Source organism: Pseudomonas sp. PIC25 (assembly GCF_002286785.1).
In the GTDB taxonomy this organism is placed as follows: domain Bacteria; phylum Pseudomonadota; class Gammaproteobacteria; order Pseudomonadales; family Pseudomonadaceae; genus Pseudomonas_M.
Genome location: NZ_MUJY01000111.1, coordinates 50,587 through 70,067, shown reverse-complemented (window position 1 = coordinate 70,067; position 19,481 = coordinate 50,587). Strand labels below are relative to the sequence as shown.

The following is a 19,481-nucleotide window of genomic DNA, read 5'->3' as shown; positions in this document are numbered from 1 at the left end:
CCCCTTTTACTTACTCAACTCTTTGATTATCAAGGAGTTTTTCGTTCAGGCTGCGCCGGAAGTGGCGCGCATTATAGAACCATTCGAACAGCCGTCAACGACTTTTTTACTCCGCCTTCAAGGTCACTCGAGCAAAAGACTTTTTGCCGGCCTGGCAGACATGCACCTTGCCCAAGCCAAAGACAAAGGAGCGATCAACAACAGAACCGTCGACCCGCACCCCTCCGGCTCCTAGCAGATCACGGGCCACGGCCGCATTTTTCACCAAGCCAGCCTTATTGAGCACAGCCGCAATGGGCATATCCTCAGCCGATGTAATTTCAATTTCTGGCAAGTCATCAGGCAGCTCGCCGTCCTTCATTCGATTACCTGCCGAACGATGCGCACTCGCCGCAGCCTCTTCACCATGGAAGCGCGCCACAATTTCCTCGGCAAGCTTGATCTTGATATCTCTCGGATTGGCGCCTTTCTCAATATCAGCCTTGAGCTCGGCGATTTCATCCATCGAGCGGAAGCTGAGCAGCTCGAAGTAACGCCACATCAGTGCATCAGGGATCGATACCAGCTTGCTATACATGACACCTGGCGCTTCCTGTATGCCGACATAGTTCCCTAAGGACTTGGACATCTTCTTCACACCGTCCAGCCCCTCGAGCAAAGGCATGGTGACGATGCATTGAGACTCCTGACCATAAGCACGCTGCAGCTCGCGCCCCATCAGCAGGTTGAACTTCTGATCCGTTCCACCCAGCTCGACGTCAGCCCGCAACGCAACCGAGTCGTATCCCTGAACCAACGGATAAAGGAACTCATGAATGGCGATCGGCTGATTGCCGGAGTACCGCTTACTGAAGTCGTCACGCTCCAGCATGCGAGCCACCGTGTACTGCGATGCAAGCCGAATGAAGTCCGCCGGGCGAAGCGCATCCATCCAGGTCGAATTGAACGCCACCTCGGTCTTGGCCGGGTCAAGAATCTTGAATACCTGAGCCTTATAGGTCTCAGCGTTCTCCAAGACCTGTTCACGCGTCAGCGGCGGACGAGTGGCGCTCTTACCGCTGGGGTCGCCGATCATTCCGGTGAAGTCACCAATCAGGAAGATGACCTGATGACCGAGATCCTGAAACTGGCGCAGCTTATTAATAAGCACCGTGTGCCCGAGGTGCAGGTCCGGCGCCGTCGGGTCGAACCCCGCCTTGATACGCAACGGCTGGCCACGCTTGAGCTTTTCAACCAGCTCGGATTCAACCAGAACCTCTTCCGCACCACGCTTGATCAGCGCGAGCTGCTCTTCAACCGACTTCATACAGGACTCGTTCAACCGCTCGACAGACGAAAGGGAACCAAACATACAAGATCGCTGACCAATTACAAGTTTTGCGCCCGCACCGGGCCATCCAGCCACCCCATCCCAGCCCGAGGCAACCCAAGGGTTGCCTCCGAGCGCTTTTGGTTATATTTTATACAGTTATTTCATATTCCAAAAAACACCGGATGCCATGACGTATAAAGCACCCAAAGCTCCGCTCTACCCGAAAAGCCATTTGCTGGCTGCCAGCGGCGTAGCTGCGTTGCTCAGCCTGGCCTTGCTGGTGTTCCCCTCGCGTGAAGTCGAGGCGAAGAAGACCTACCTCACACTCGATCTGGACAACGGATCCGAGCAGGTCATCCAAGAAAAAGACGATCTCCGACCGGAGCTGACCGAGCAGGAAGGGAAAAAAACTCCGTTTGCCACGATCGAAAGTTCAACAGAGAACCAGAAACGCGCCGAACAAGACGCGGACAAAGATGACGATACCGAGCAGGCCATTAGCGAAGTAGTTACCGATCCACGTCATAAATCCGTGACAGTGAGCAACGGCGACACGCTTTCCACCGTTTTCGCAAAGGTTGGACTCCCCGCCACGACAGTTCACGAAGTTCTGAGCAGCGATAAAGAAGCCAAGCAACTGACTCGCCTCAAGGTTGGTCAGGTTATCGACTTCACATTGGATGATTCCGGACAGCTCGAAAGCTTGCAGACGAAGCTGAGCGACCTGGAAAGCATCAGCTTGAGCCGGACGGAAAAGAGCTATAGCTTCAAGCGCGATCTGACCAAGCCGGACATCCGTCCCTCCTACGCCCACGGCGTAATCGACAGCTCGCTTTTCGTGGCGGCCAAGCGGGCCGGCTTGTCTCACAACTTGACCATGGATCTGGCCAATGTCTTTGGTTATGACATCGACTTCGCCCTGGACATTCGTCGCGGCGACGAATTCGAAGTGATCTACGAAGAGAAAGTGGTCAACGGTAAGCAAGTCGGTCACGGCAGTATTCTCGCCGCCCGCTTCACCAACCGGGGCAAGACCTACACAGCGGTGCGCTATACCAACAAGCAAGGTACCACCAGCTACTACAACGCCGACGGCAATAGCATGCGCAAGGCGTTCATCCGGACACCGGTGGATTTCGCCCGGATCAGCTCGCGCTTTTCCAATGGCCGTCGCCACCCGATCCTGAACAAGATTCGCGCCCATAAGGGTGTCGATTACGCCGCACCGCGTGGAACGCCAATTAAGAGCGCCGGAGATGGAAAGGTAATCCTGGCCGGTCGCAAGGGCGGCTATGGCAATACCGTGATCATTCAGCACGGCAATAGCTACCGCACCCTGTACGCTCATATGCAGGGCTTCGCCAAAGGCGTTCGTACCGGTAGTAGCGTCAAGCAGGGACAAATCATCGGATACATCGGCACTACTGGCCTCTCCACTGGGCCACACCTGCATTACGAGTTCCAGGTCAACGGCGTCCATGTCGACCCGCTCAGCCAGAAACTGCCGATGGCAGACCCGATTGCCGGCAGCGATAAGCAGCGTTTCATGCAGATCAGCAAGCCGCTGATGGCACGCATGGACCAGGAAAAGGCCACCATGCTGGCCCAGAACAAGCGCTGATCATATGCAGCGCTATATAGGGGTGATGTCCGGTACCAGCCTGGACGGACTGGACATTGCCCTGATCGAACAAGCCGATCAAACCACCCTCCTCGCCACCCATTACCTTCCCATGCCAGCAGACTTGCGCCATGAGCTGCTAGCGCTCTGCACTTCGGGTCCCGATGAGTTGGCTCGCGCGGCCATAGCCGAACAACGGTGGGTAGAGCTGGCCGCGGAAGGTGTCTGCACTCTGCTACAGCAGCAGCAATTGAAACCGCAGGACATCCGGGCCATTGGCAGCCACGGTCAGACCGTTCGCCATGAGCCGATACGCGGCTTCACCATCCAGATCGGCAATCCGGCATTGCTCGCGGAACTGAGCGGCATTAGCGTCGTTGCGGACTTCCGCAGCCGGGATGTCGCCGCAGGCGGACAAGGCGCCCCCTTGGTGCCCGCTTTCCACGAAGCATTATTTGGGGGCTCAGATAGCGTTCGTGCCGTGTTGAATGTCGGCGGGTTCAGCAACCTGAGCCTGCTGCAGCCCGAACATCCCGTACGAGGCTTCGATTGCGGACCGGGTAATGTGCTGATGGATGCCTGGATTCATCGGCAGCGGGGAGAGAGCTACGACCGTGACGGTGCCTGGGCAGCCAGCGGGCAGGTCAACGCCCAGTTGCTTACCGCTCTGCTGCAGACCCCGTTCTTCCATACTCAGGGACCTAAAAGTACGGGTCGCGAGCTGTTCAATCTTCCCTGGCTGGAAAACCTGCTCTCCAACATGCCCCTCATTGCACCGGAAGATGTCCAGGCCACACTGCTGGAGCTGACCGTATCAAGCATCGCCGACGCTCTACTGGCTACGCAGCAAAACACCGAAAAACTGCTGGTATGTGGAGGAGGCGCCCACAACAAGGCACTGATGACCAGACTCGCCGGCCGCCTGCCCGACTGTGAGGTCAGCAGCACCGCAGAGCATGGCATCCCGCCGGATTGGGTAGAAGCCATGGCTTTCGCCTGGCTGGCCCATTGCTGTCTGGAAGGCATTCCTGCCAACCGGCCAAGCGTAACCGGCGCCCGGGGGTTGAGAGTGCTCGGGGCGATCTATCCCGCCTGATCTCAAATAAAAACGCCGCGCTAAAGCGCGGCGTTTTGGTCAATCAATTACTTTCAGATCGAGAAGGATTGCCCACAGCCACAGGTCGTTGCCGCATTCGGGTTATTGATAACGAAGCGCGAACCTTCCAGTCCCTCCAGGTAATCGACTTCAGCGCCGGCGAGATACTGGAAGCTCATGGGATCGACAACCAGGCTGACCCCCTCGCGCTCGACGATGGTATCGTCCTCGGCGATGTCTTCGTCGAATGTGAAACCATACTGGAAGCCAGAACACCCGCCTCCCGTGACGAAGACACGAAGCTTCAAGCGGGGATTGCCTTCTTCATCGATCAGGCTCTTCACCTTGCTCGCCGCCCCTTGTGTGAACAACAAGGGTGTAGGGGTGAAGGTTTCGACACTCATGTTGCTAATCTCCCGGCGCGATACGCCATACCACTTTGGCCCGCATTATCCACTTACCCTACAAAAGCGGTCAACTATTGATCAGCCTCGAGGCTCGCAGGCAGCTCCAGCGTCCTGGGCGTTCCATCCTTGATGTGACACAACCGCCCCTCGATCTGGGCTCCCATTGCCATTTCCATCAGACCGTAATGCAGATTACCGCGAACACGGGCACGAGTTCCGAGCTCAAGGTGCTCGCTAGCATAGACGTCTCCGATCACCTCGCCATCCAAGATGACATGGGGTGCCCGAATCTCACCCTGGACCTGCCCCTCGATACTGACACGAACCAGCCCCTCGGTAGCGAGCAGGTTGCCGGACAAGCGCCCATCCACCTGAACCGCGCCTTGGAAACGCATATCGCCGATCAATTCGGCTCCGGCGGCAATTACGCTGGTTCTTCCACTGAACTTCTGGATGTCCGCCTTGGGTTTAGTTTTGTTCCACATAGAATCATTTATCCTCGTCGATCCACTTGAATGTGCGCTCCAATGGCTGCCGCTGGCCTTTGACCTCAGCGCGCACTTTGACCTGACGGGGTTCGAAGCCCTCAGGCAATTCCAACACCGCGAACCGGCCACCTTCCGGAAACGCCTGGAAATGCTTGAAAGCGAAAGGAATGGCCTTTTCGGCCAACTCGTCGGACAAGTCTGACAGTTCCAGGCTGACATCCTTGCCGTTTTGCAGCCCTTGCACCGTTATGTGCAGTTGCCCCTCCAGCGGTTTGTCATCCTTGCCCACCCGACTGAGAAGCGCTTTGTAGCGGAATTGCCGGGAATTATCCGTGGTGTGTAACTCAAAGGCACGGATACGCAGCCCCTCTCGACGACTGGCCGGAGCCAGCACACCTTTATAAAAAGCCAGATCCTGCTGCAGCTTGAAGATCTGCTCTTCGAGCAACTTGATGGTTAGCCGGTTCTGCTCGTTGGCCTGCTGTCCGAGGCGCTCACCGCTAGCCACCACGGCCAGTCGCTGGCGCAACTGCTCGATTTCGTGTTCCTGCTCTGCCAGTCGCATCAGAAGCGCCTGACGCTGATCCAGCGTCTCGCGTACGTCACGAGCCGTCCACCACTGCCCAGCCCAGAAGGCGGCTGGCACGGCGATCAACAATATGAGCAACGCCAGCCGCAGGAAACGCTCGCGGCGAGGATCGGTGAAGCGGACCTCCCAGCCTGCCATCAGGGCAGCAGAGCAGCGTGGGACAGGCCAAGACGCTCATCGAGCCCGAAGAGGATGTTCATGTTCTGTACCGCTTGGCCGGATGCCCCCTTGACCAGGTTATCGATCACCGAAAGCACCACGACCAGATCACCGCCCTGCGGACGATGCACGGCAATCCGGCATACATTGGCACCGCGCACGCTCCTTGTCTCGGGATGACTGCCCGCCGGCATCACATCGACGAAAGGCTCGTTGGCATAGCGCTGCTCGAACAGGCTCTGCAGATCGACCGATTTGTCGGCCACAATCGCATAGAGAGTGGCATGGATACCGCGAATCATCGGAGTCAGATGCGGCACGAAGGTCAAGCCGACATCGCCTTTCGCCGCACGCCGCAAGCCCTGGCTGATTTCCGGCAGGTGGCGGTGTCCTTTGACCGAATAGGCCATCATGCTTTCACCAGCCTCGCAGAACAGCGAACCTACTTTCGCACCGCGACCGGCACCGCTGACCCCGGACTTGCAGTCGGCAATCAGGCGCGACGTGTCGGCCAGCCCCGCCTCGAGCAGTGGAATCAGACCCAACTGAGTTGCAGTGGGGTAGCAGCCCGGAACAGCGATGAGCCGGGCAGTGCGAATCTGTTCGCGATTGACCTCAGGCAGTCCGTAAACGGCCTCAGGCAGCAGGTTCGGCGCGCCGTGGGGCTGGCCATACCACTTCGCCCACTCCTCCGCATCCTGCAGACGGAAATCGGCGGACAGATCGATCACCCGCGTTCCGGCATTCAGCAGTTCGCCGGCAAGGGCATGGGCAACGCCATGCGGCGTGGCAAAAAACACCACATCACAGGCGCCCAGCGTGGCCGTATCCGGGACGCTGAACGCCAGGTCGTCATAATGGCCGCGCAGGTTCGGATACATATCGGCGACTTTCACCCCGGCCTCGGAGCGCGAGGTGATCACCTTCACCTCAGCCTGCGGGTGCTGCGCCAGCAGGCGCAGCAGCTCCACCCCGGTATATCCCGTGCCGCCGACGATACCGACCTTGACCATAATGCGCCCCTTGAACGAAACCATTGGAAAGCTGCCGATGATAAAGCTGCTTCGGTCATGGGCCAACAGCCAGGATGACGGTTGATCACCCAGCCTCTACTATCGCGTCACATTGTCGAAGGAAGGTCGCGCATGCTCTACCTGTGGCTCAAAGCCCTGCACATCATCGCCATGGTCTGCTGGTTCGCAGGCCTGTTCTATCTGCCGAGGCTGTTCGTGTATCACGCGATGAGCGAGGACGCTCCCAGCCGGGAGCGCTTCTGCATCATGGAACGCAAGCTTTATCGGGGCATCATGATGCCCTCGATGATCGCCACGCTGTTCTTCGGCATCTGGTTGATCAGCCTCAATCCGGGCTATTACTTCAGCCAGGGCTGGCTGCACGCCAAGCTCACTCTGGTCGTACTGCTGATCGGTTATCACCATGTCTGCGGTGCCCAATTGAAGCGCTTCGCTCGTGGCGAGAACGCCCGCAGCCATGTGTTCTACCGCTGGTTCAACGAAGTCCCGGTGCTTTTCCTGCTCGCCATCGTGATCCTGGTAATCGTCCGACCTTTCTGACCCGAGGTGCGCCATGTCGCTTCCCGCCCTACTCGAACAATGCCTGCGTCTACCACTGGTCGCGGCACCAATGTTCCTGGTTTCCAATCCGAAACTTGTCCTGGCCTGTTGCGAGCAAGGAATCGTCGGCAGCTTTCCCGCCCTGAACCAAAGGGAAAGCAGCGGCTTCAAGGCCTGGCTGGAGGAGATCGAAGCGGGCCTCACGGCTCTGCCACAGGCCGCCCCCTATGCGGTGAACCTGATCGTTCACCAGAGCAACCCACGCCTGCGGGCAGACCTGGAGCTTTGTGTCGAGCACAAGGTGCCCATCGTGATCACCAGTCTCGGCGCGGTAAAGGAAGTGGTAGACGCGGTACACAGCTATGGCGGTCTGGTGTTCCATGACGTCACCACCAGGCGTCACGCGGAGAAGGCCGCCGAAGCCGGAGTCGACGGGCTGATTGCCGTGGCCGCGGGCGCCGGCGGACATGCGGGAACCTGGAGTCCATTTGCCCTGGTCGCCGAAATTCGCCAGTTCTTCGACAAGACACTGCTGCTGGCCGGCTGCCTGAATCATGGCCACGAAATCCTCGCCACCCAAGTGCTCGGCGCCGACTTGGCCTATCTCGGCACACGTTTCATCGCCACCCGGGAAAGCAACGCCGAGATGGCCTATAAGCAGATGATCATCGATGCCAAGGCTGCCGACATCGTCCATACACCAGCGGTATCCGGTGTACCGGCCAGTTTCATGCGCCAGAGTCTGGAGGCCGCTGGCTACGACATGGCCCGCCTGAACGACAAGGGCGATATCAATTACGGCGAGAAGCTCAAGCCGCTGAACGATGAGGCCAAGGCCTGGAAAACCGTATGGTCGGCGGGCCAGGGTGTCGGCGAAATCCATGACATGCCGACCGTAGCGGAACTGGTCGCCCGCCTGGATGACGAGTACCGGCAGGCACTGTCCCGTGCGACACAGTTGTCCGAACGATGGCCAGGTAGCCGGAACCGCTAAAAACAGAGACTCTCTGCACAAAAATTGTGTGACCGGCCGCTTGTCTGGCTACTGATGGCCCCATTACGCTGTGCTTCTCATCTCGCCGACAGGGAAGCCCGCATGTCCGAAGCCCGTTACAAGATCGTCTTCAACGGTGAAGTGATGCCTGAAATGGCATTGGATACCGTCAAGGACAATCTCGCCCGTCTGTTCAAGAGCGACCGCGCGAAGATCGACAACCTGTTCAGCGGCAGCGCCGTTGCGCTGAAGCGGGACCTTCCCGAGAGCGAGGCCGACAAATACCTGACCGCCTTGCAGCGCGCCGGCGCCAAGGTTCGCAAGGAGCCGGATCAGGCTGCCTCGCTGACGTTGGTGGAGACCGACGATCATCGCCCCGTCGAGTCCGCCCCACCTACCAGCACGGCCCGAATGGAATGTCCCAAGTGCGGCCATGAGCAACCCCAGGCCGCCGAATGCTCGGCCTGCGGCATCATCATCGAAAAGTACTTGGCCCGTCAGACGCAGCTCGAAAAGACCGCGCCGACCGTCTCTCCTTCGCCCTACGCACCACCACAAGCCCAGGTAGGCGAGGAGTTGCCGGAATTCGGAGAGCTCAAGGTCTTCACTACCAATGGACGAATCGGTCGCCTGCGCTATCTGGCCTGGTCGTTGGTCATGACCCTCGCCGCCGCCGGCCTTCTGGGTATCGCTGCCGCCGGATTCGCCATCGCCGATACGGTTGGCATCCTGCTGATGTCGCTGGTGTTCATCGGCCTGTTGGTGGTCAGCGTCCAGATTGGCGTCCAGCGTCTGCACGACATCGGCTGGTCGGGCTGGCTGTTCCTGCTCAACCTGGTGCCTATCGTCGGTTCCGTCTTCCCCCTGCTGATGCTGATCATCCCTGGCACCGCCAGCGCCAACCGCTATGGACCGCCGCAGCCGCCGAACAGCACGGCAGTCAAGGTGCTTGCCTCGCTTTGGCTGGCTCTGCTGGCGCTGATTTTCATTTTTGCGATCGCCGGTGGCCTGGGCATGCTGGAAGCCATGACCGGCTTCGGAAGCGATTTCGATATGCCCAGCGACTACAGCTACGATCCGGAAGCGGCCGATCCCGCAGCCGCAGCACCGGAATGGGACGCCGCCGAAGAAGAGTGAAGTCCTGCCGTAACTCGAAGCGACCGGCGCGGTCCAACGCCGGTCGTTTCCCGGAGAACCTGCAATGCCCCGTTACGCCCTGATCACCGGAGCCTCCAGCGGCCTGGGACTGGCCCTGGCCGAAGCACTGGCGCGCCGAGGGCGGAATCTGCTGCTGGTCGCCCGCACCCGTACTGCATTGGAAAGCGTGGCCTGCGAGTTGACCCAACGCTTCGGTGTCGAAGTGCTCTTTCGTGTCTGCGACCTGAGCGAGCCCTTGCAGCTCTCCGGGTTGCTGCATGAACTGGAGCAGGGCGAGCGGCAGATCGATCTGCTGGTGAACGACGCCGGAATCGGTGTGTCGGGCCCGCTCATCGAACAGGACTGGGGACGCCTCCAGGAACAGATCGAAGTGAACGTGCTGGCATTGACCCGTCTCTGCCACGCCTTCAGCCAGCACATGACCGAGCGCGGTGGCGGCCAGATTCTCAATGTCGCCGCACTCGACGCCTTTCACCCCGGCGCCTGGATGAGCAGCTACCACGCCAGCAAAGCCTACGTGCTGAACTTCTCCGAAGGGCTTCGCGACGAACTGAAGTCCAAGGGCGTGAGGGTGTCGGTCCTCTGTCCTGGCCCCATTCGTACCGCATTCAGGGACAAGAGCGGTATCGCTGCGAATGATCTCTCTACCTGCAAACGGGCGCTCAGTGCGGAAGAAGTCGCACTGGTTGCCGTCCGGGCGCTGGAGAAGAACCGGGGGATCATCGTTCCGGGCTGGCGCAATCGATTGCTGGGTCTGTCGTGTCGACTGGCGCCGCGCTGGCTGGTCAATCGCCTGGCCGCGCGGCGCAATCGTCTGGCAATGGCCGGCTGAGCACAGCCATCACCCTGCCTCGACCGTCCTCCCCCTGGCCCATGCCCGCAAGGCGGCCAACTGCTCGGCCATTACCACCGACAAAGGGGCGGTACCCTGGATGGTCTGCAGCAAGAGCGCCTGATCCACGCTCTGTTGCCGCGCCTGGCTGGCATACAGAGCGCTGACCACCACCTGTTCGATCTCCGCCCCGGTGAACCCTTCGCTGACTGCCGCCAGCTCGGCCAGATCGAAGGTCTCCGCATCGAGTTCCCGGCGCGCCAGGTGAATCCGGAAGATGTCCGCACGTACCGACGGGTCCGGCAGATCGACGAAGAACAGCTCATCGAAGCGCCCCTTGCGCACCAGTTCAGGCGGCAGGCGATCGATGGCATTGGCCGTCGCTACCATGAACACCGGAGCCTTGCGCTCGGCCATCCAGGTCAGCAAAGTGCCAAGCACACGCTGGCTGACACCGCCATCCTGCTCGCCGGTAGCCAAGCCTTTCTCCACCTCGTCCATCCACAGCACGCACGGCGCCATCTGCTCGGCCAGGCGCAAGGCCTCTCGCAGGTTGCGCTCGGTCTCGCCGAAGAACTTGTTGTACAGACAGGCGAAATCCAAACGCAGCAATGGCAGCCCCCAGAGCCCGGCCACTGCTTTCGCCGCCAGGCTCTTGCCACCACCCTGGACACCGACCAGCAGCACCCCCTTGGGCGCATCCACCGTCTTGCCGTCGAGAAATGCGCTCTGCCGCTCGGCCAGCCAGCGTTTGAGATTGGCCAAGCCACCAACGTCAGCAAAACGCGCGGTGTCGTATTCGAAACTCAGGACACCCTCCAGATCCAGCAATTGGAACTTGGTGCGATTAAGCTCCGGCAGGTCTTCCTGGGTGATCGCGCCATCGTCGCAGATCACGTTGCGAGCCAATGCTCGCGCTTCTGCATGACTGGCGCCGCGCAGGTTCTTCACCACCTGCTGCAAGGTCCGGTTGTCCGTGCGCACCCGGTTGCCATGATTGCGTTCGCTCCAGCGCGCCGCCTCTTCGCGGACGATCGCCAGCAGCTCTTCTTCCGTCGGCAAGGCAAGGGAGAAGCGCGCCGCGTACCGCTGCACCTCCGCCGGCAGCTTCAAGGCATGGGAAACCAGGACGACCGTGGGCTTGTGCATTCCATCGGCCATCGCCACCTCCTTCAGCAGGCGGACCAGACGGGGATTGTCGGAAAGAAAGGGATGCAGGTCGCATAACACGTACAGGTTGGGTTGCGGATCATGCTTGATCAGCTTGAGCGCGGTCTCGGGCTCACGCGTGTCCCCCTCGCTCTCCATCGCGCCCCCAAAACCGAAGCGTTGCAGCCCCTCGGTCACCGACCAGACCTGCAGGCCCAACCCCCTTTTGACTGCAAGACCGGTGAGCATTTCCAGCACCCGCGACTCGTCCCAGGACTCGATGACCACCAGCTTGACCTTGGAATCCAGCACCAGGCCCAGATCATGGATATCGTTCTTCACTCTCGCTCCTTGTGATACCGCCCGAGACTGGCCGGGCACACTTCGCCCCGTTAAACTCGGGGCTTCTGATAACAGACCGGGAGACTGTCCGTGGACTGTCTGTTCTGCAAGATCGTCGCCGGGGAAATCCCTGCGCGCAAGCTCTATGAAGACGAGCACGTCGTCGCCTTTCATGACATCGGCCCGCAGGCGCCCGTGCACTTCCTCGTCATTCCGAAGAAGCACATCGCAACCCTCAATGACCTGAGCGAAGACGACAAAGCCCTCGCCGGCCACATCCTCTTCACCGCACAACGCCTGGCCAGGGAGCAAGGCTGCGAGGCCGGCTTCCGCCTGGTGATGAACTGCAACGAGCAGGGTGGCCAGACGGTTTACCACATTCACATGCATGTCCTCGGCCAACGCCAGATGCACTGGCCGCCGGGCTGATGGCCATGCGGGACCGGGCTTGCGCATGACCGCGGTCAAGACCGGTCCCTGCGATTCCAGTACACTGCACCGGCAGAACCATTGCGGAGGTGCCCATGGCCACCGAACGTCACTACTCCCCCGTCGATCGCCTGCTGCTGCAGGCTGATGCCGCGCTGCGCACCTTGCTGCCTTTCAGCGGCCAGCCCTATCGTCCCTCGCCCGGCATCGTCCAACCGGACGCCGAACTGAACGAGAGCGACGCCCGCCACGTGGCCGGCCTGATGCGCATCAATCACACGGGTGAGGTTTGTGCCCAGGCTCTCTACCAGGGGCAGGCGCTGACCGCCAAGCTTCCTGAAGTGCGCAGCGCCATGGAGCAGGCCGCCGATGAAGAAATCGACCACCTGGCCTGGTGTGAGCAACGAATCCGGGAGCTGGGCAGCCACCCCAGCGTACTCAACCCATTGTTCTACGGTTTGTCCTTCGGCGTGGGCGCCATGGCCGGACTGATCAGCGACAGAGTCAGCCTGGGTTTCGTCGCCGCTACCGAGGACCAGGTCTGCAAGCATCTGGACGAACATCTCGACCAGTTACCCCAGGAAGACCGCAAGTCCCGCGCCATTCTCGAACAGATGCGCCTCGACGAGGAGCAACACTCCACTGCCGCGCTGGAAGCGGGCGGGCTTCGTTTTCCCGCACCGGTGAAATTCGGCATGACGCTCCTGTCCAAGGTCATGACCAAGAGCACCTACCGGATATAGCGCCGCAGCAGCCGGACAAAAAGAAGGGCGCCATGGGCGCCCTTCTTCATTCCATTCGGTGCGTGCACCGCTGTCAGCGCGGCATGTTCCGCCCGTAGAAAATTTCCAGCATCTCGTGCCTCAGGCGCTGGGTGACCTGTTCACGCTGTTCCGCGGAAAGATTGCTGGCCGCATCGCCGAACAGATAGTTGTCCAGGTCGAAGTCCTTCAACAGCATCTTGGTGTGGAACAGGTTCTCCTGGTACACGTTCACGTCGGTCATCTGGTAGGCCTCGCGCGTGTCCTCGGACAGGTACTTCTGGATCGAGTTGATCTCGTGATCGATGAAGTGCTTGCGGCCTTCGACGTCACGGGTGAACCCACGAACCCGGTAGTCGACCGTGACGATGTCCGAATCGAACTGGTGGATCAGGTAGTTCAGCGCCTTCAGCGGCGAGATCACCCCACAGGTGGAAACATCGATATCCACGCGGAACGTCGCGATACCGTCCACCGGATGGATTTCCGGGTAGGTATGCACGGTGATGTGGCTTTTATCCAGATGCGCCAGGATGGTTTCCGGCAGCGGGCCGGGCGATTCCTCGATCTGGCTTTCGGTGGGCGTCACCGGTTGCTCGGAGATCAGGATGGTTACGCTGGCGCCCTGCGGGTCGTAGTCCTGACGGGCAATGTTCAGGATGTTGGCGCCGATGATATCCACGACATCGGTGAGAATCTGGGTCAGACGCTCGGCATCGTATTCTTCGTCGATGTACTGCACGTAGGCCTGAAGGTCCTCCGGTGTCTCGGCGTAGCAGATGTCGTAGATGTTGAAGCTCAAGGTCTTCGTCAGGTTGTTGAACCCGTGGAGCTTGAGTTTGCTTTTCACCGTAGGAAACTCTCTGTGTATGCGGCTCTGCCGCGTGATTGAGCATGCCCGTCAGATGCGAACGACGCGTCTGCGTAGGACGGTTAACACCTCTTCGCGTTGGCGATTGTGGTCGTTTGGTCGGAGGCTCGAGCCCCCTGAAAATGGGGGCGCATTATGCAGAGGAGTGGCGTCCTCCGCCAGAGTTTGCGCCCGTTTTGTGATGGCCGGAATATCGGCTCAGCCCAGTTCGACGATCTCGTAATCGTGGGTGATCTCGACGCCGGCACGCCCCAGCATGATGGAGGCCGAGCAGTATTTTTCCGCCGACAGCTCTACCGCGCGCTTTACCTGGGCTTCCTTGAGGCCGCGCCCCTTGACGACAAAGTGCACATGGATCTTGGTGAACACCTTGGGATCTTCGCTAGCCCGCTCGGCCTCTAGGAACGCCTCGCAGCTTTCCACCGGCTGCCGGGACTTCTTCAGGATGCTCACCACATCGAAATTGGTGCAGCCACCCAGGCCGAGCAACAGCATCTCCATCGGCCGCACCCCGAGGTTGCGTCCGCCGTTCTCCGGCGGCCCATCCATGACAACGGCATGGCCGCTACCGGACTCGCCAACGAAAAGGGCCTCGCCAGCCCACTGGATACGTGCTTTCATCGCTGGATTCCGCTATATGAAAAGGTGCGCTAGCTTATCACAAGACACTTCGGGCCCCCTGCAGGACAGCGAAGTGACAAAAAAGTGCCGCCCAGGTGTTAGCTGGATCGCAATTTCACATGGACTGAGCAGGTGCGTCTGTTAAGCTGGCGCCGGATTACTGGCACACTTGGCCGGACAACTATAAGAAATTGCCTGTTGGACAAAGGCTTATCCTTTTATTTTTCGGGACTCGGGCATGGTTGCGATCACCCTTACACCTAAAATCAAGCACCTCGATAAACTCCTCGCGCATTGTCACCGCCGCCGCTACACGGCGAAGAGCACCATCATTTATGCGGGCGATCGATGCGAAACCCTCTACTTCATCATCAAGGGATCGGTCACCATCCTCATCGAGGATGACGACGGGCGCGAAATGATCATCGCCTATCTCAACTCGGGAGATTTCTTCGGTGAGATGGGACTGTTCGAAAAGGAAGGCTCGGAGAAAGAACGCAGCGCCTGGGTGCGCGCGAAAACCGAGTGCGAAGTGGCGGAACTCAGCTATGCCAAGTTCCGCGAACTGACCCAACAGGACCCGGATATCCTCTACGCACTCGGTAGTCAGATGGCCGAACGTCTGCGCAACACCACGCGCAAGGTCGGCGACCTTGCGTTCCTCGACGTCACCGGCCGTGTCGCCCGTACCCTGCTGGACCTGTGCCGGCAGCCGGACGCCATGACCCACCCCGACGGCATGCAGATCAAGATCACCCGCCAGGAAATCGGCCGCATCGTCGGCTGCTCGCGGGAAATGGTCGGTCGTGTTCTGAAAAGCCTCGAGGAGCAGGGACTGGTACACGTCAAGGGCAAGACCATGGTGGTCTACGGCACCCGCTGACGGGCGCACAAGAAAAAAGCCGGCAAAATTGCCGGCTTTTTTCCATTCGAGCCGAACCCATCAACCCGGATCGGCGCCCATTACCGCGCGCGTTTTCTCCGGGAAGAACAGGCGCTGCAATTCCAGGCCAGGGTTCTCGGCACGCATGAAAGCCTCTCCGACCAGGAAGGCATAGACCTCACTGATTTCCATCAGCTCCACATCGGCCCGATTGAGGATGCCGCTCTCGGTGACCACTAGGCGGTCGCGCGGAATCCGCGGCAGCAGGTCGAGCGTAGTTTCCAGGCTGACCTCGAAGGTGTGCAGGTTGCGGTTGTTGATGCCCAGCAAGGGGGTATCCAGCGTCTTCAGCGCCCGCTCCAGCTCATCGCCATCGTGCACTTCGACCAGCACATCCAAGCCGACATCCCTGGCGGTGGCCGCCAGTTCCGCCATGCGCACATCGTCCAGAGCGGAGACGATCAACAGCACGCAATCGGCACCCAAGGCCCGCGACTCGACGATCTGGTAGGGGTCGATCATGAAGTCCTTGCGGATCACCGGCAGGCTGCAGGCCACACGGGCTTCCTGCAAATAGGCGTCGGCCCCCTGGAAAAAGTCCACATCGGTCAGCACCGACAGGCAGGTCGCCCCACCCTCTTCGTAACTCCGGGCGATTTCCGTCGGCACGAAGTTCTCTCGCAATACACCCTTGCTTGGCGATGCCTTCTTGATCTCGGCAATCACCGCCGGCTGCTTACGCTTGGCCTGCTCAAGCAGGGCCTGGGCAAAACCGCGCGGCGCGTCGGCGTCACGGGCCAGTTGCTCAAGCTCCGCCAGCCCCAGGCGCGCCCGGCGCTCGGCCACTTCTTCCGCCTTGCGGGCAATGATTTTCTCCAGAACGGTCGGCAGACTCACGCTTCATTCTCCTGTCGGAACACCGCGGTAAAGGACACCAGCTCCTCCAGCTTTTCGCGGGCCAGGCCGGTGTGCAGCGCATCATGGGCCAACTGCACGCCCTCCTTCAGACTGCTGGCATGGTCCGCGGCATACAGGGCCGCGCCAGCGTTGAGCACGATCATGTCGGCAGCCTTCTGCCCGTTTTCCGTCTTACGACGGCCGAGCGCGTCGCGGATCAGCTCCAGCGATGCCAGCGGCGTCTCCACGGTCAGGCCGATCAGGCTCTGGCTCTTGATACCGAAATCCTCCGGCTGGATGCTGTATTCGCTAACGGTGCCATCCTTCAGCTCGGCGACATGGGTTGGTGCGGCCAGGCTGATTTCATCCAGCCCATCCTGCGCATGCACCACCAGTACGTGCACACTGCCGAGGCGCTGCAACACCTCCGCCATCGGTCGACATAGCGCCTGGCTGAACACGCCGATGACCTGATGCTTGACACCCGCTGGGTTGGTCATCGGGCCGAGCATGTTGAAGATAGTGCGTAGCGCCAGTTCCCGGCGCGGGCCGATGGCGTGCTTCATCGCCCCGTGATGAGCCGGCGCGAACATGAAGCCGACCCCGACGGACTCGACGCAACGCGCCACCTGCTCCGGCGTCAGGTTCAGGTAGACGCCTGCCGCCTCCAGCAGATCGGCGCTGCCACTCTTGCCGGAAACCGCGCGATTGCCGTGCTTGGCCACCTTGCCGCCCGCCGCGGCGACCACAAAGGCCGCCGCGGTGGAGACATTGAAAATGTTCATGCCGTCGCCGCCGGTGCCGCAGGTGTCTACCAGACGCTCGGCCTGGATGTTCACCGGTGCCGCCAGCTCACGCATCACCTGGGCGGCCCCGACGATTTCGTCGATGGTCTCGCTCTTCATGCGCATGCCCATCAGGAAGGCACCGATCTGCGCGTCGGTGCACTGCCCGGTCATGATTTCCCGCATCACCGATTGCATTTCCTCGGTGGTCAGGTCCAGTTGGCCGACGATACGGCTCAGCGCGCCCTTGATATCCATCACTGCTCCTTAGCGGCGACCGCCGGTCTGTTTCAGGAAGTTGGCAAACAGCTCATGCCCTTGTTCGGTCAGGATCGATTCGGGGTGGAACTGCACGCCTTCGACGTTCAGAGTCTTATGGCGCAGCCCCATGATTTCGTCCACCTCACCGTTCTCAAACTGGGTCCATGCGGTGATTTCCAGACAGTCCGGCAACGTCTCGCGTTTGACCACCAGCGAGTGGTAGCGGGTGACGGTCAAGGGATTGTTCAAGCCGGCGAAGACGCCCTGGTTCTCATGAAATACCGGGCTGGTCTTGCCGTGCATCACCTGGCGGGCACGCACCACATCGCCGCCGAACGCTTGACCGATGCTCTGGTGCCCCAGGCAGACGCCCAGGATCGGCAATTTGCCGGCGAAACGCTCGATCACCGCCAGCGAAACGCCAGCTTCGGTCGGGGTACAGGGGCCGGGGGAAATGACGATGCGCTCGGGACTCAGCGCTTCGATATCGGCGACGCTCAGCTCGTCGTTGCGGATCACCTTGACGTCCTGACCCAGCTCGCCCAGGTACTGCACCACGTTGTAGGTGAAAGAGTCGTAGTTATCGATCATCAGCAGCATGGCAGACTCCTTCACTTCGCGGTCTGTTCGGCAAGGGCGACGGCACGGAACATGGCGCGCCGCTTGTTCAGGGTTTCCTCCCACTCCAGCGCGGGCACCGAGTCGGCGACAATTCCTGCGCCGGCCTGGACGTGGAGTTCGCCGTCCTTGATCACCGCCGTGCGGATGGCGATGGCGGTGTCCATGTTGCCGTTCCAGGCCAGATAACCGACGGCACCGCCGTAGACACCGCGCTTGACCGGCTCCAGCTCGTCGATGATTTCCATGGCGCGAATCTTCGGCGCGCCGGACAGCGTACCGGCCGGCAGGATCGCCCGTAGTGCATCCATCGCACTCATGCCAGCCTTCAACTGGCCGGTGACGTTGGACACGATGTGCATCACGTTGGAATAGCGCTCGATGACCATTTTTTCGGTCAGGCGGACCGAACCCGTCTCCGAGACCCGGCCGACGTCGTTGCGGCCCAAGTCGATCAGCATCAGGTGCTCGGCCAGCTCCTTGGCGTCCGAGAGCAGGTCCTTCTCCAGCGCCACGTCGGCCTCCTCGCTGGCGCCACGCGGTCGGGTGCCGGCGATCGGACGGACCGTCACCAGATTGTCCTCGACACGCACCAGCACTTCCGGCGACGAGCCCACCACGTGGAAATCGCCGAAATTGAAGAAGTACATATAGGGCGTCGGATTAAAGCAGCGCAGGGCGCGGTAGAGATCGATAGGTGCCGCCTGGAAGGGAATGGACATGCGCTGGGAGATCACCACCTGCATGCAGTCGCCGGCCAGGATGTATTCCTTGATCGCGTCGACCGCCCGTTCGTAGTCCCCCCGGCTGAAGCTGGAACGGAACTCGGGTTCGCGGCCGGCCGGGGCATTCAGGTCGACCCCGAGTCGCGGCGTGATCGGCTGGCGCAGTCGCTCCAGCAAGTCCTGCAGACGGGCCTGTCCCTGCTCGTAGGCGTTTTCCTCGGCCGGATCGGCGAGGACGATGGCGTGAATCTTCCCAGCCAGGTTGTCGAACACCACCACGGCATCGGAGACCATCAGCAGGATATCCGGCGTCCCCAGCGGATCGGGATTCGGACACTGGGCCAGCTTGGGCTCGACGTAGCGCACGCTGTCATAGCCGAAGTAGCCGACCAGTCCGCCATTGAAGCGCGGCAGTCCAGGCAGCGTCGGCACGCGATAGCGCGCCTTGAAGGATTCGACGAAGGCCAGTGGATCGGAGCAATCGTCATGCCGCTCCACCTCGACGCCATCGGTCGCGATGCTGACACGATGCCCATAGGCACGGAGCACGGTGCGGCTGGGCAGGCCAATGATGGAATAACGGCCCCACTTCTCGCCGCCCTGCACGGACTCCAGCAGGTAGGAGTTAGGCGCGTCGGCCAGTTTCAGGTAGATGGACAGCGGGGTATCGAAATCGGCCAGCGTCTCGCAGGCCAAAGGAATGCGGTTATAGCCGGCATCGGCCAGGCGCAGGAATTCTTCGCGGTTCATGATCAGCCTCGTGGCTTGAGGGTAACGGTCGGGTGCAAACGCGCCGGCGGTCCGGCGACAGACAAGATCAGGCGCGCCAGCGCCAACGGGCCAGGGCCTTGATGACCTTCATCCAGAGTTTGCAGGTGACCACCACGATCTGATCTCTCGGCGGGGTTT

At 60.6% G+C, this 19,481-nt stretch carries 21 protein-coding genes; 9 read left to right on the top strand and 12 right to left on the bottom strand.

The window, feature by feature from the left end; all coding sequences use genetic code 11:
- Positions 1-106 precede the first annotated feature (106 nt).
- Positions 107-1,306, bottom strand: a complete 1,200-nt coding sequence (gene tyrS, locus BZL41_RS13435; protein WP_095599755.1) for a tyrosine--tRNA ligase — start codon at positions 1,304-1,306, stop codon at positions 107-109.
- 193 nt (positions 1,307-1,499) lie between these two features.
- Here tyrS and BZL41_RS13430 point away from each other — a divergent pair, with 193 nt between their 5' ends.
- Positions 1,500-2,933, top strand: coding sequence for a peptidoglycan DD-metalloendopeptidase family protein (locus BZL41_RS13430; RefSeq protein WP_095599754.1), 1,434 nt, complete (start codon positions 1,500-1,502; stop codon positions 2,931-2,933).
- 4 nt (positions 2,934-2,937) lie between these two features.
- On the top strand, positions 2,938-4,029 hold the full coding sequence (locus BZL41_RS13425) for an anhydro-N-acetylmuramic acid kinase (protein WP_095599753.1): 1,092 nt from the start codon (positions 2,938-2,940) through the stop codon (positions 4,027-4,029).
- 53 nt (positions 4,030-4,082) lie between these two features.
- Here BZL41_RS13425 and erpA read toward each other — a convergent pair whose 3' ends face one another.
- From erpA to argC, 4 genes are all read right to left on the bottom strand, one after another.
- On the bottom strand, positions 4,083-4,433 hold the full coding sequence (gene erpA / locus BZL41_RS13420; RefSeq protein WP_095599752.1) for an iron-sulfur cluster insertion protein ErpA: 351 nt from the start codon (positions 4,431-4,433) through the stop codon (positions 4,083-4,085).
- A 74-nt stretch (positions 4,434-4,507) separates the two neighbouring features.
- Complete coding sequence (locus BZL41_RS13415; protein WP_095599751.1) at positions 4,508-4,921, bottom strand: polymer-forming cytoskeletal protein; 414 nt, start codon at positions 4,919-4,921, stop codon at positions 4,508-4,510.
- 4 nt (positions 4,922-4,925) lie between these two features.
- The gene (locus BZL41_RS13410) at positions 4,926-5,651 is read right to left on the bottom strand and encodes a DUF6776 family protein (RefSeq protein ID WP_095599750.1); all 726 of its coding nucleotides are present in this window, start codon (positions 5,649-5,651) and stop codon (positions 4,926-4,928) included.
- Positions 5,651-6,685, bottom strand: coding sequence for an N-acetyl-gamma-glutamyl-phosphate reductase (gene argC, locus BZL41_RS13405; RefSeq protein ID WP_095599761.1), 1,035 nt, complete (start codon positions 6,683-6,685; stop codon positions 5,651-5,653). The genes BZL41_RS13410 and argC overlap by 1 nt, the downstream gene beginning before the upstream one ends.
- Positions 6,686-6,817: 132 nt before the next feature.
- Between argC and hemJ the strand changes: the two genes are divergently transcribed.
- The 4 genes from hemJ to BZL41_RS13385 all read left to right on the top strand — a co-directional run bounded on the left by hemJ (position 6,818) and on the right by BZL41_RS13385 (position 10,230).
- The gene (gene hemJ / locus BZL41_RS13400; protein ID WP_095599749.1) at positions 6,818-7,246 is read left to right on the top strand and encodes a protoporphyrinogen oxidase HemJ; all 429 of its coding nucleotides are present in this window, start codon (positions 6,818-6,820) and stop codon (positions 7,244-7,246) included.
- A 13-nt stretch (positions 7,247-7,259) separates the two neighbouring features.
- Complete coding sequence (locus BZL41_RS13395) at positions 7,260-8,240, top strand: nitronate monooxygenase family protein (protein ID WP_095599748.1); 981 nt, start codon at positions 7,260-7,262, stop codon at positions 8,238-8,240.
- Between the two features lie 102 nt (positions 8,241-8,342).
- A complete protein-coding gene (locus tag BZL41_RS13390) occupies positions 8,343-9,377 on the top strand; it encodes a DUF805 domain-containing protein (RefSeq protein WP_095599747.1) in 1,035 nt (344 codons plus the stop codon).
- 64 nt (positions 9,378-9,441) lie between these two features.
- Positions 9,442-10,230, top strand: a complete 789-nt coding sequence (locus BZL41_RS13385) for an SDR family oxidoreductase (RefSeq protein ID WP_095599746.1) — start codon at positions 9,442-9,444, stop codon at positions 10,228-10,230.
- Between the two features lie 9 nt (positions 10,231-10,239).
- Here BZL41_RS13385 and BZL41_RS13380 read toward each other — a convergent pair whose 3' ends face one another.
- The gene (locus BZL41_RS13380) at positions 10,240-11,721 is read right to left on the bottom strand and encodes an AAA family ATPase (RefSeq protein ID WP_095599745.1); all 1,482 of its coding nucleotides are present in this window, start codon (positions 11,719-11,721) and stop codon (positions 10,240-10,242) included.
- A gap of 90 nt (positions 11,722-11,811) precedes the next feature.
- Here BZL41_RS13380 and BZL41_RS13375 point away from each other — a divergent pair, with 90 nt between their 5' ends.
- Together BZL41_RS13375 and coq7 are read left to right on the top strand one after the other, a co-directional pair.
- Positions 11,812-12,150 (top strand): histidine triad nucleotide-binding protein, encoded by a 339-nt coding sequence (locus tag BZL41_RS13375; RefSeq protein WP_095599744.1) that lies wholly within the window; start codon positions 11,812-11,814, stop codon positions 12,148-12,150.
- 95 nt (positions 12,151-12,245) lie between these two features.
- The gene (coq7, locus tag BZL41_RS13370) at positions 12,246-12,893 is read left to right on the top strand and encodes a 2-polyprenyl-3-methyl-6-methoxy-1,4-benzoquinone monooxygenase (protein WP_095599743.1); all 648 of its coding nucleotides are present in this window, start codon (positions 12,246-12,248) and stop codon (positions 12,891-12,893) included.
- A gap of 73 nt (positions 12,894-12,966) precedes the next feature.
- Here the strand turns inward: coq7 and speD are convergent, their stop codons facing one another.
- Both speD and BZL41_RS13360 read right to left on the bottom strand, forming a co-directional pair.
- On the bottom strand, positions 12,967-13,761 hold the full coding sequence (gene speD, locus BZL41_RS13365) for an adenosylmethionine decarboxylase (protein ID WP_095599742.1): 795 nt from the start codon (positions 13,759-13,761) through the stop codon (positions 12,967-12,969).
- A gap of 219 nt (positions 13,762-13,980) precedes the next feature.
- Entirely contained in the window at positions 13,981-14,403 is a 423-nt protein-coding gene (locus BZL41_RS13360; RefSeq protein WP_084335955.1) for an OsmC family protein, read from the bottom strand.
- A gap of 238 nt (positions 14,404-14,641) precedes the next feature.
- Here BZL41_RS13360 and crp point away from each other — a divergent pair, with 238 nt between their 5' ends.
- Positions 14,642-15,286: a cAMP-activated global transcriptional regulator CRP gene (gene crp, locus BZL41_RS13355; protein ID WP_084335956.1), complete on the top strand. Its 645-nt coding sequence runs from the start codon at positions 14,642-14,644 to the stop codon at positions 15,284-15,286.
- Between the two features lie 60 nt (positions 15,287-15,346).
- Here the strand turns inward: crp and trpC are convergent, their stop codons facing one another.
- The 4 genes from trpC to trpE are packed head-to-tail and all read right to left on the bottom strand — an operon-like array spanning position 15,347 to position 19,322.
- Positions 15,347-16,183 carry an indole-3-glycerol phosphate synthase TrpC gene (gene trpC, locus BZL41_RS13350; protein WP_095599741.1) on the bottom strand — a complete coding sequence of 279 codons (837 nt, stop codon included), beginning with the start codon at positions 16,181-16,183 and terminating at the stop codon, positions 15,347-15,349.
- Positions 16,180-17,226 (bottom strand): anthranilate phosphoribosyltransferase, encoded by a 1,047-nt coding sequence (gene trpD, locus BZL41_RS13345; RefSeq protein ID WP_095599740.1) that lies wholly within the window; start codon positions 17,224-17,226, stop codon positions 16,180-16,182. The genes trpC and trpD overlap by 4 nt, the downstream gene beginning before the upstream one ends.
- Before the next feature lie 9 nt (positions 17,227-17,235).
- Complete coding sequence (locus BZL41_RS13340) at positions 17,236-17,829, bottom strand: aminodeoxychorismate/anthranilate synthase component II (protein ID WP_095599739.1); 594 nt, start codon at positions 17,827-17,829, stop codon at positions 17,236-17,238.
- Positions 17,830-17,840: 11 nt separating this feature from the next.
- Positions 17,841-19,322, bottom strand: coding sequence for an anthranilate synthase component I (gene trpE / locus BZL41_RS13335; RefSeq protein WP_095599738.1), 1,482 nt, complete (start codon positions 19,320-19,322; stop codon positions 17,841-17,843).
- Positions 19,323-19,481: the final 159 nt, after the last annotated feature.

Bases quoted from the DNA above. Each gene is read 5' to 3' on its own strand.
- tyrS (WP_095599755.1), bottom strand. From the start codon at position 1,306: ATGAAGTCGGTTGAAGAGCAGCTCGCGCTGATCAAGCGTGGTGCGGAA.
- BZL41_RS13430 (WP_095599754.1), top strand. From the start codon at position 1,500: ATGACGTATAAAGCACCCAAAGCTCCGCTCTACCCGAAAAGCCATTTG.
- BZL41_RS13425 (WP_095599753.1), top strand. From the start codon at position 2,938: ATGCAGCGCTATATAGGGGTGATGTCCGGTACCAGCCTGGACGGACTG.
- erpA (WP_095599752.1), bottom strand. From the start codon at position 4,433: ATGAGTGTCGAAACCTTCACCCCTACACCCTTGTTGTTCACACAAGGG.
- BZL41_RS13415 (WP_095599751.1), bottom strand. From the start codon at position 4,921: ATGTGGAACAAAACTAAACCCAAGGCGGACATCCAGAAGTTCAGTGGA.
- BZL41_RS13410 (WP_095599750.1), bottom strand. From the start codon at position 5,651: ATGGCAGGCTGGGAGGTCCGCTTCACCGATCCTCGCCGCGAGCGTTTC.
- argC (WP_095599761.1), bottom strand. From the start codon at position 6,685: ATGGTCAAGGTCGGTATCGTCGGCGGCACGGGATATACCGGGGTGGAG.
- hemJ (WP_095599749.1), top strand. From the start codon at position 6,818: ATGCTCTACCTGTGGCTCAAAGCCCTGCACATCATCGCCATGGTCTGC.
- BZL41_RS13395 (WP_095599748.1), top strand. From the start codon at position 7,260: ATGTCGCTTCCCGCCCTACTCGAACAATGCCTGCGTCTACCACTGGTC.
- BZL41_RS13390 (WP_095599747.1), top strand. From the start codon at position 8,343: ATGTCCGAAGCCCGTTACAAGATCGTCTTCAACGGTGAAGTGATGCCT.
- BZL41_RS13385 (WP_095599746.1), top strand. From the start codon at position 9,442: ATGCCCCGTTACGCCCTGATCACCGGAGCCTCCAGCGGCCTGGGACTG.
- coq7 (WP_095599743.1), top strand. From the start codon at position 12,246: ATGGCCACCGAACGTCACTACTCCCCCGTCGATCGCCTGCTGCTGCAG.
- BZL41_RS13360 (WP_084335955.1), bottom strand. From the start codon at position 14,403: ATGAAAGCACGTATCCAGTGGGCTGGCGAGGCCCTTTTCGTTGGCGAG.
- crp (WP_084335956.1), top strand. From the start codon at position 14,642: ATGGTTGCGATCACCCTTACACCTAAAATCAAGCACCTCGATAAACTC.
- trpD (WP_095599740.1), bottom strand. From the start codon at position 17,226: ATGGATATCAAGGGCGCGCTGAGCCGTATCGTCGGCCAACTGGACCTG.
- BZL41_RS13340 (WP_095599739.1), bottom strand. From the start codon at position 17,829: ATGCTGCTGATGATCGATAACTACGACTCTTTCACCTACAACGTGGTG.
- trpE (WP_095599738.1), bottom strand. From the start codon at position 19,322: ATGAACCGCGAAGAATTCCTGCGCCTGGCCGATGCCGGCTATAACCGC.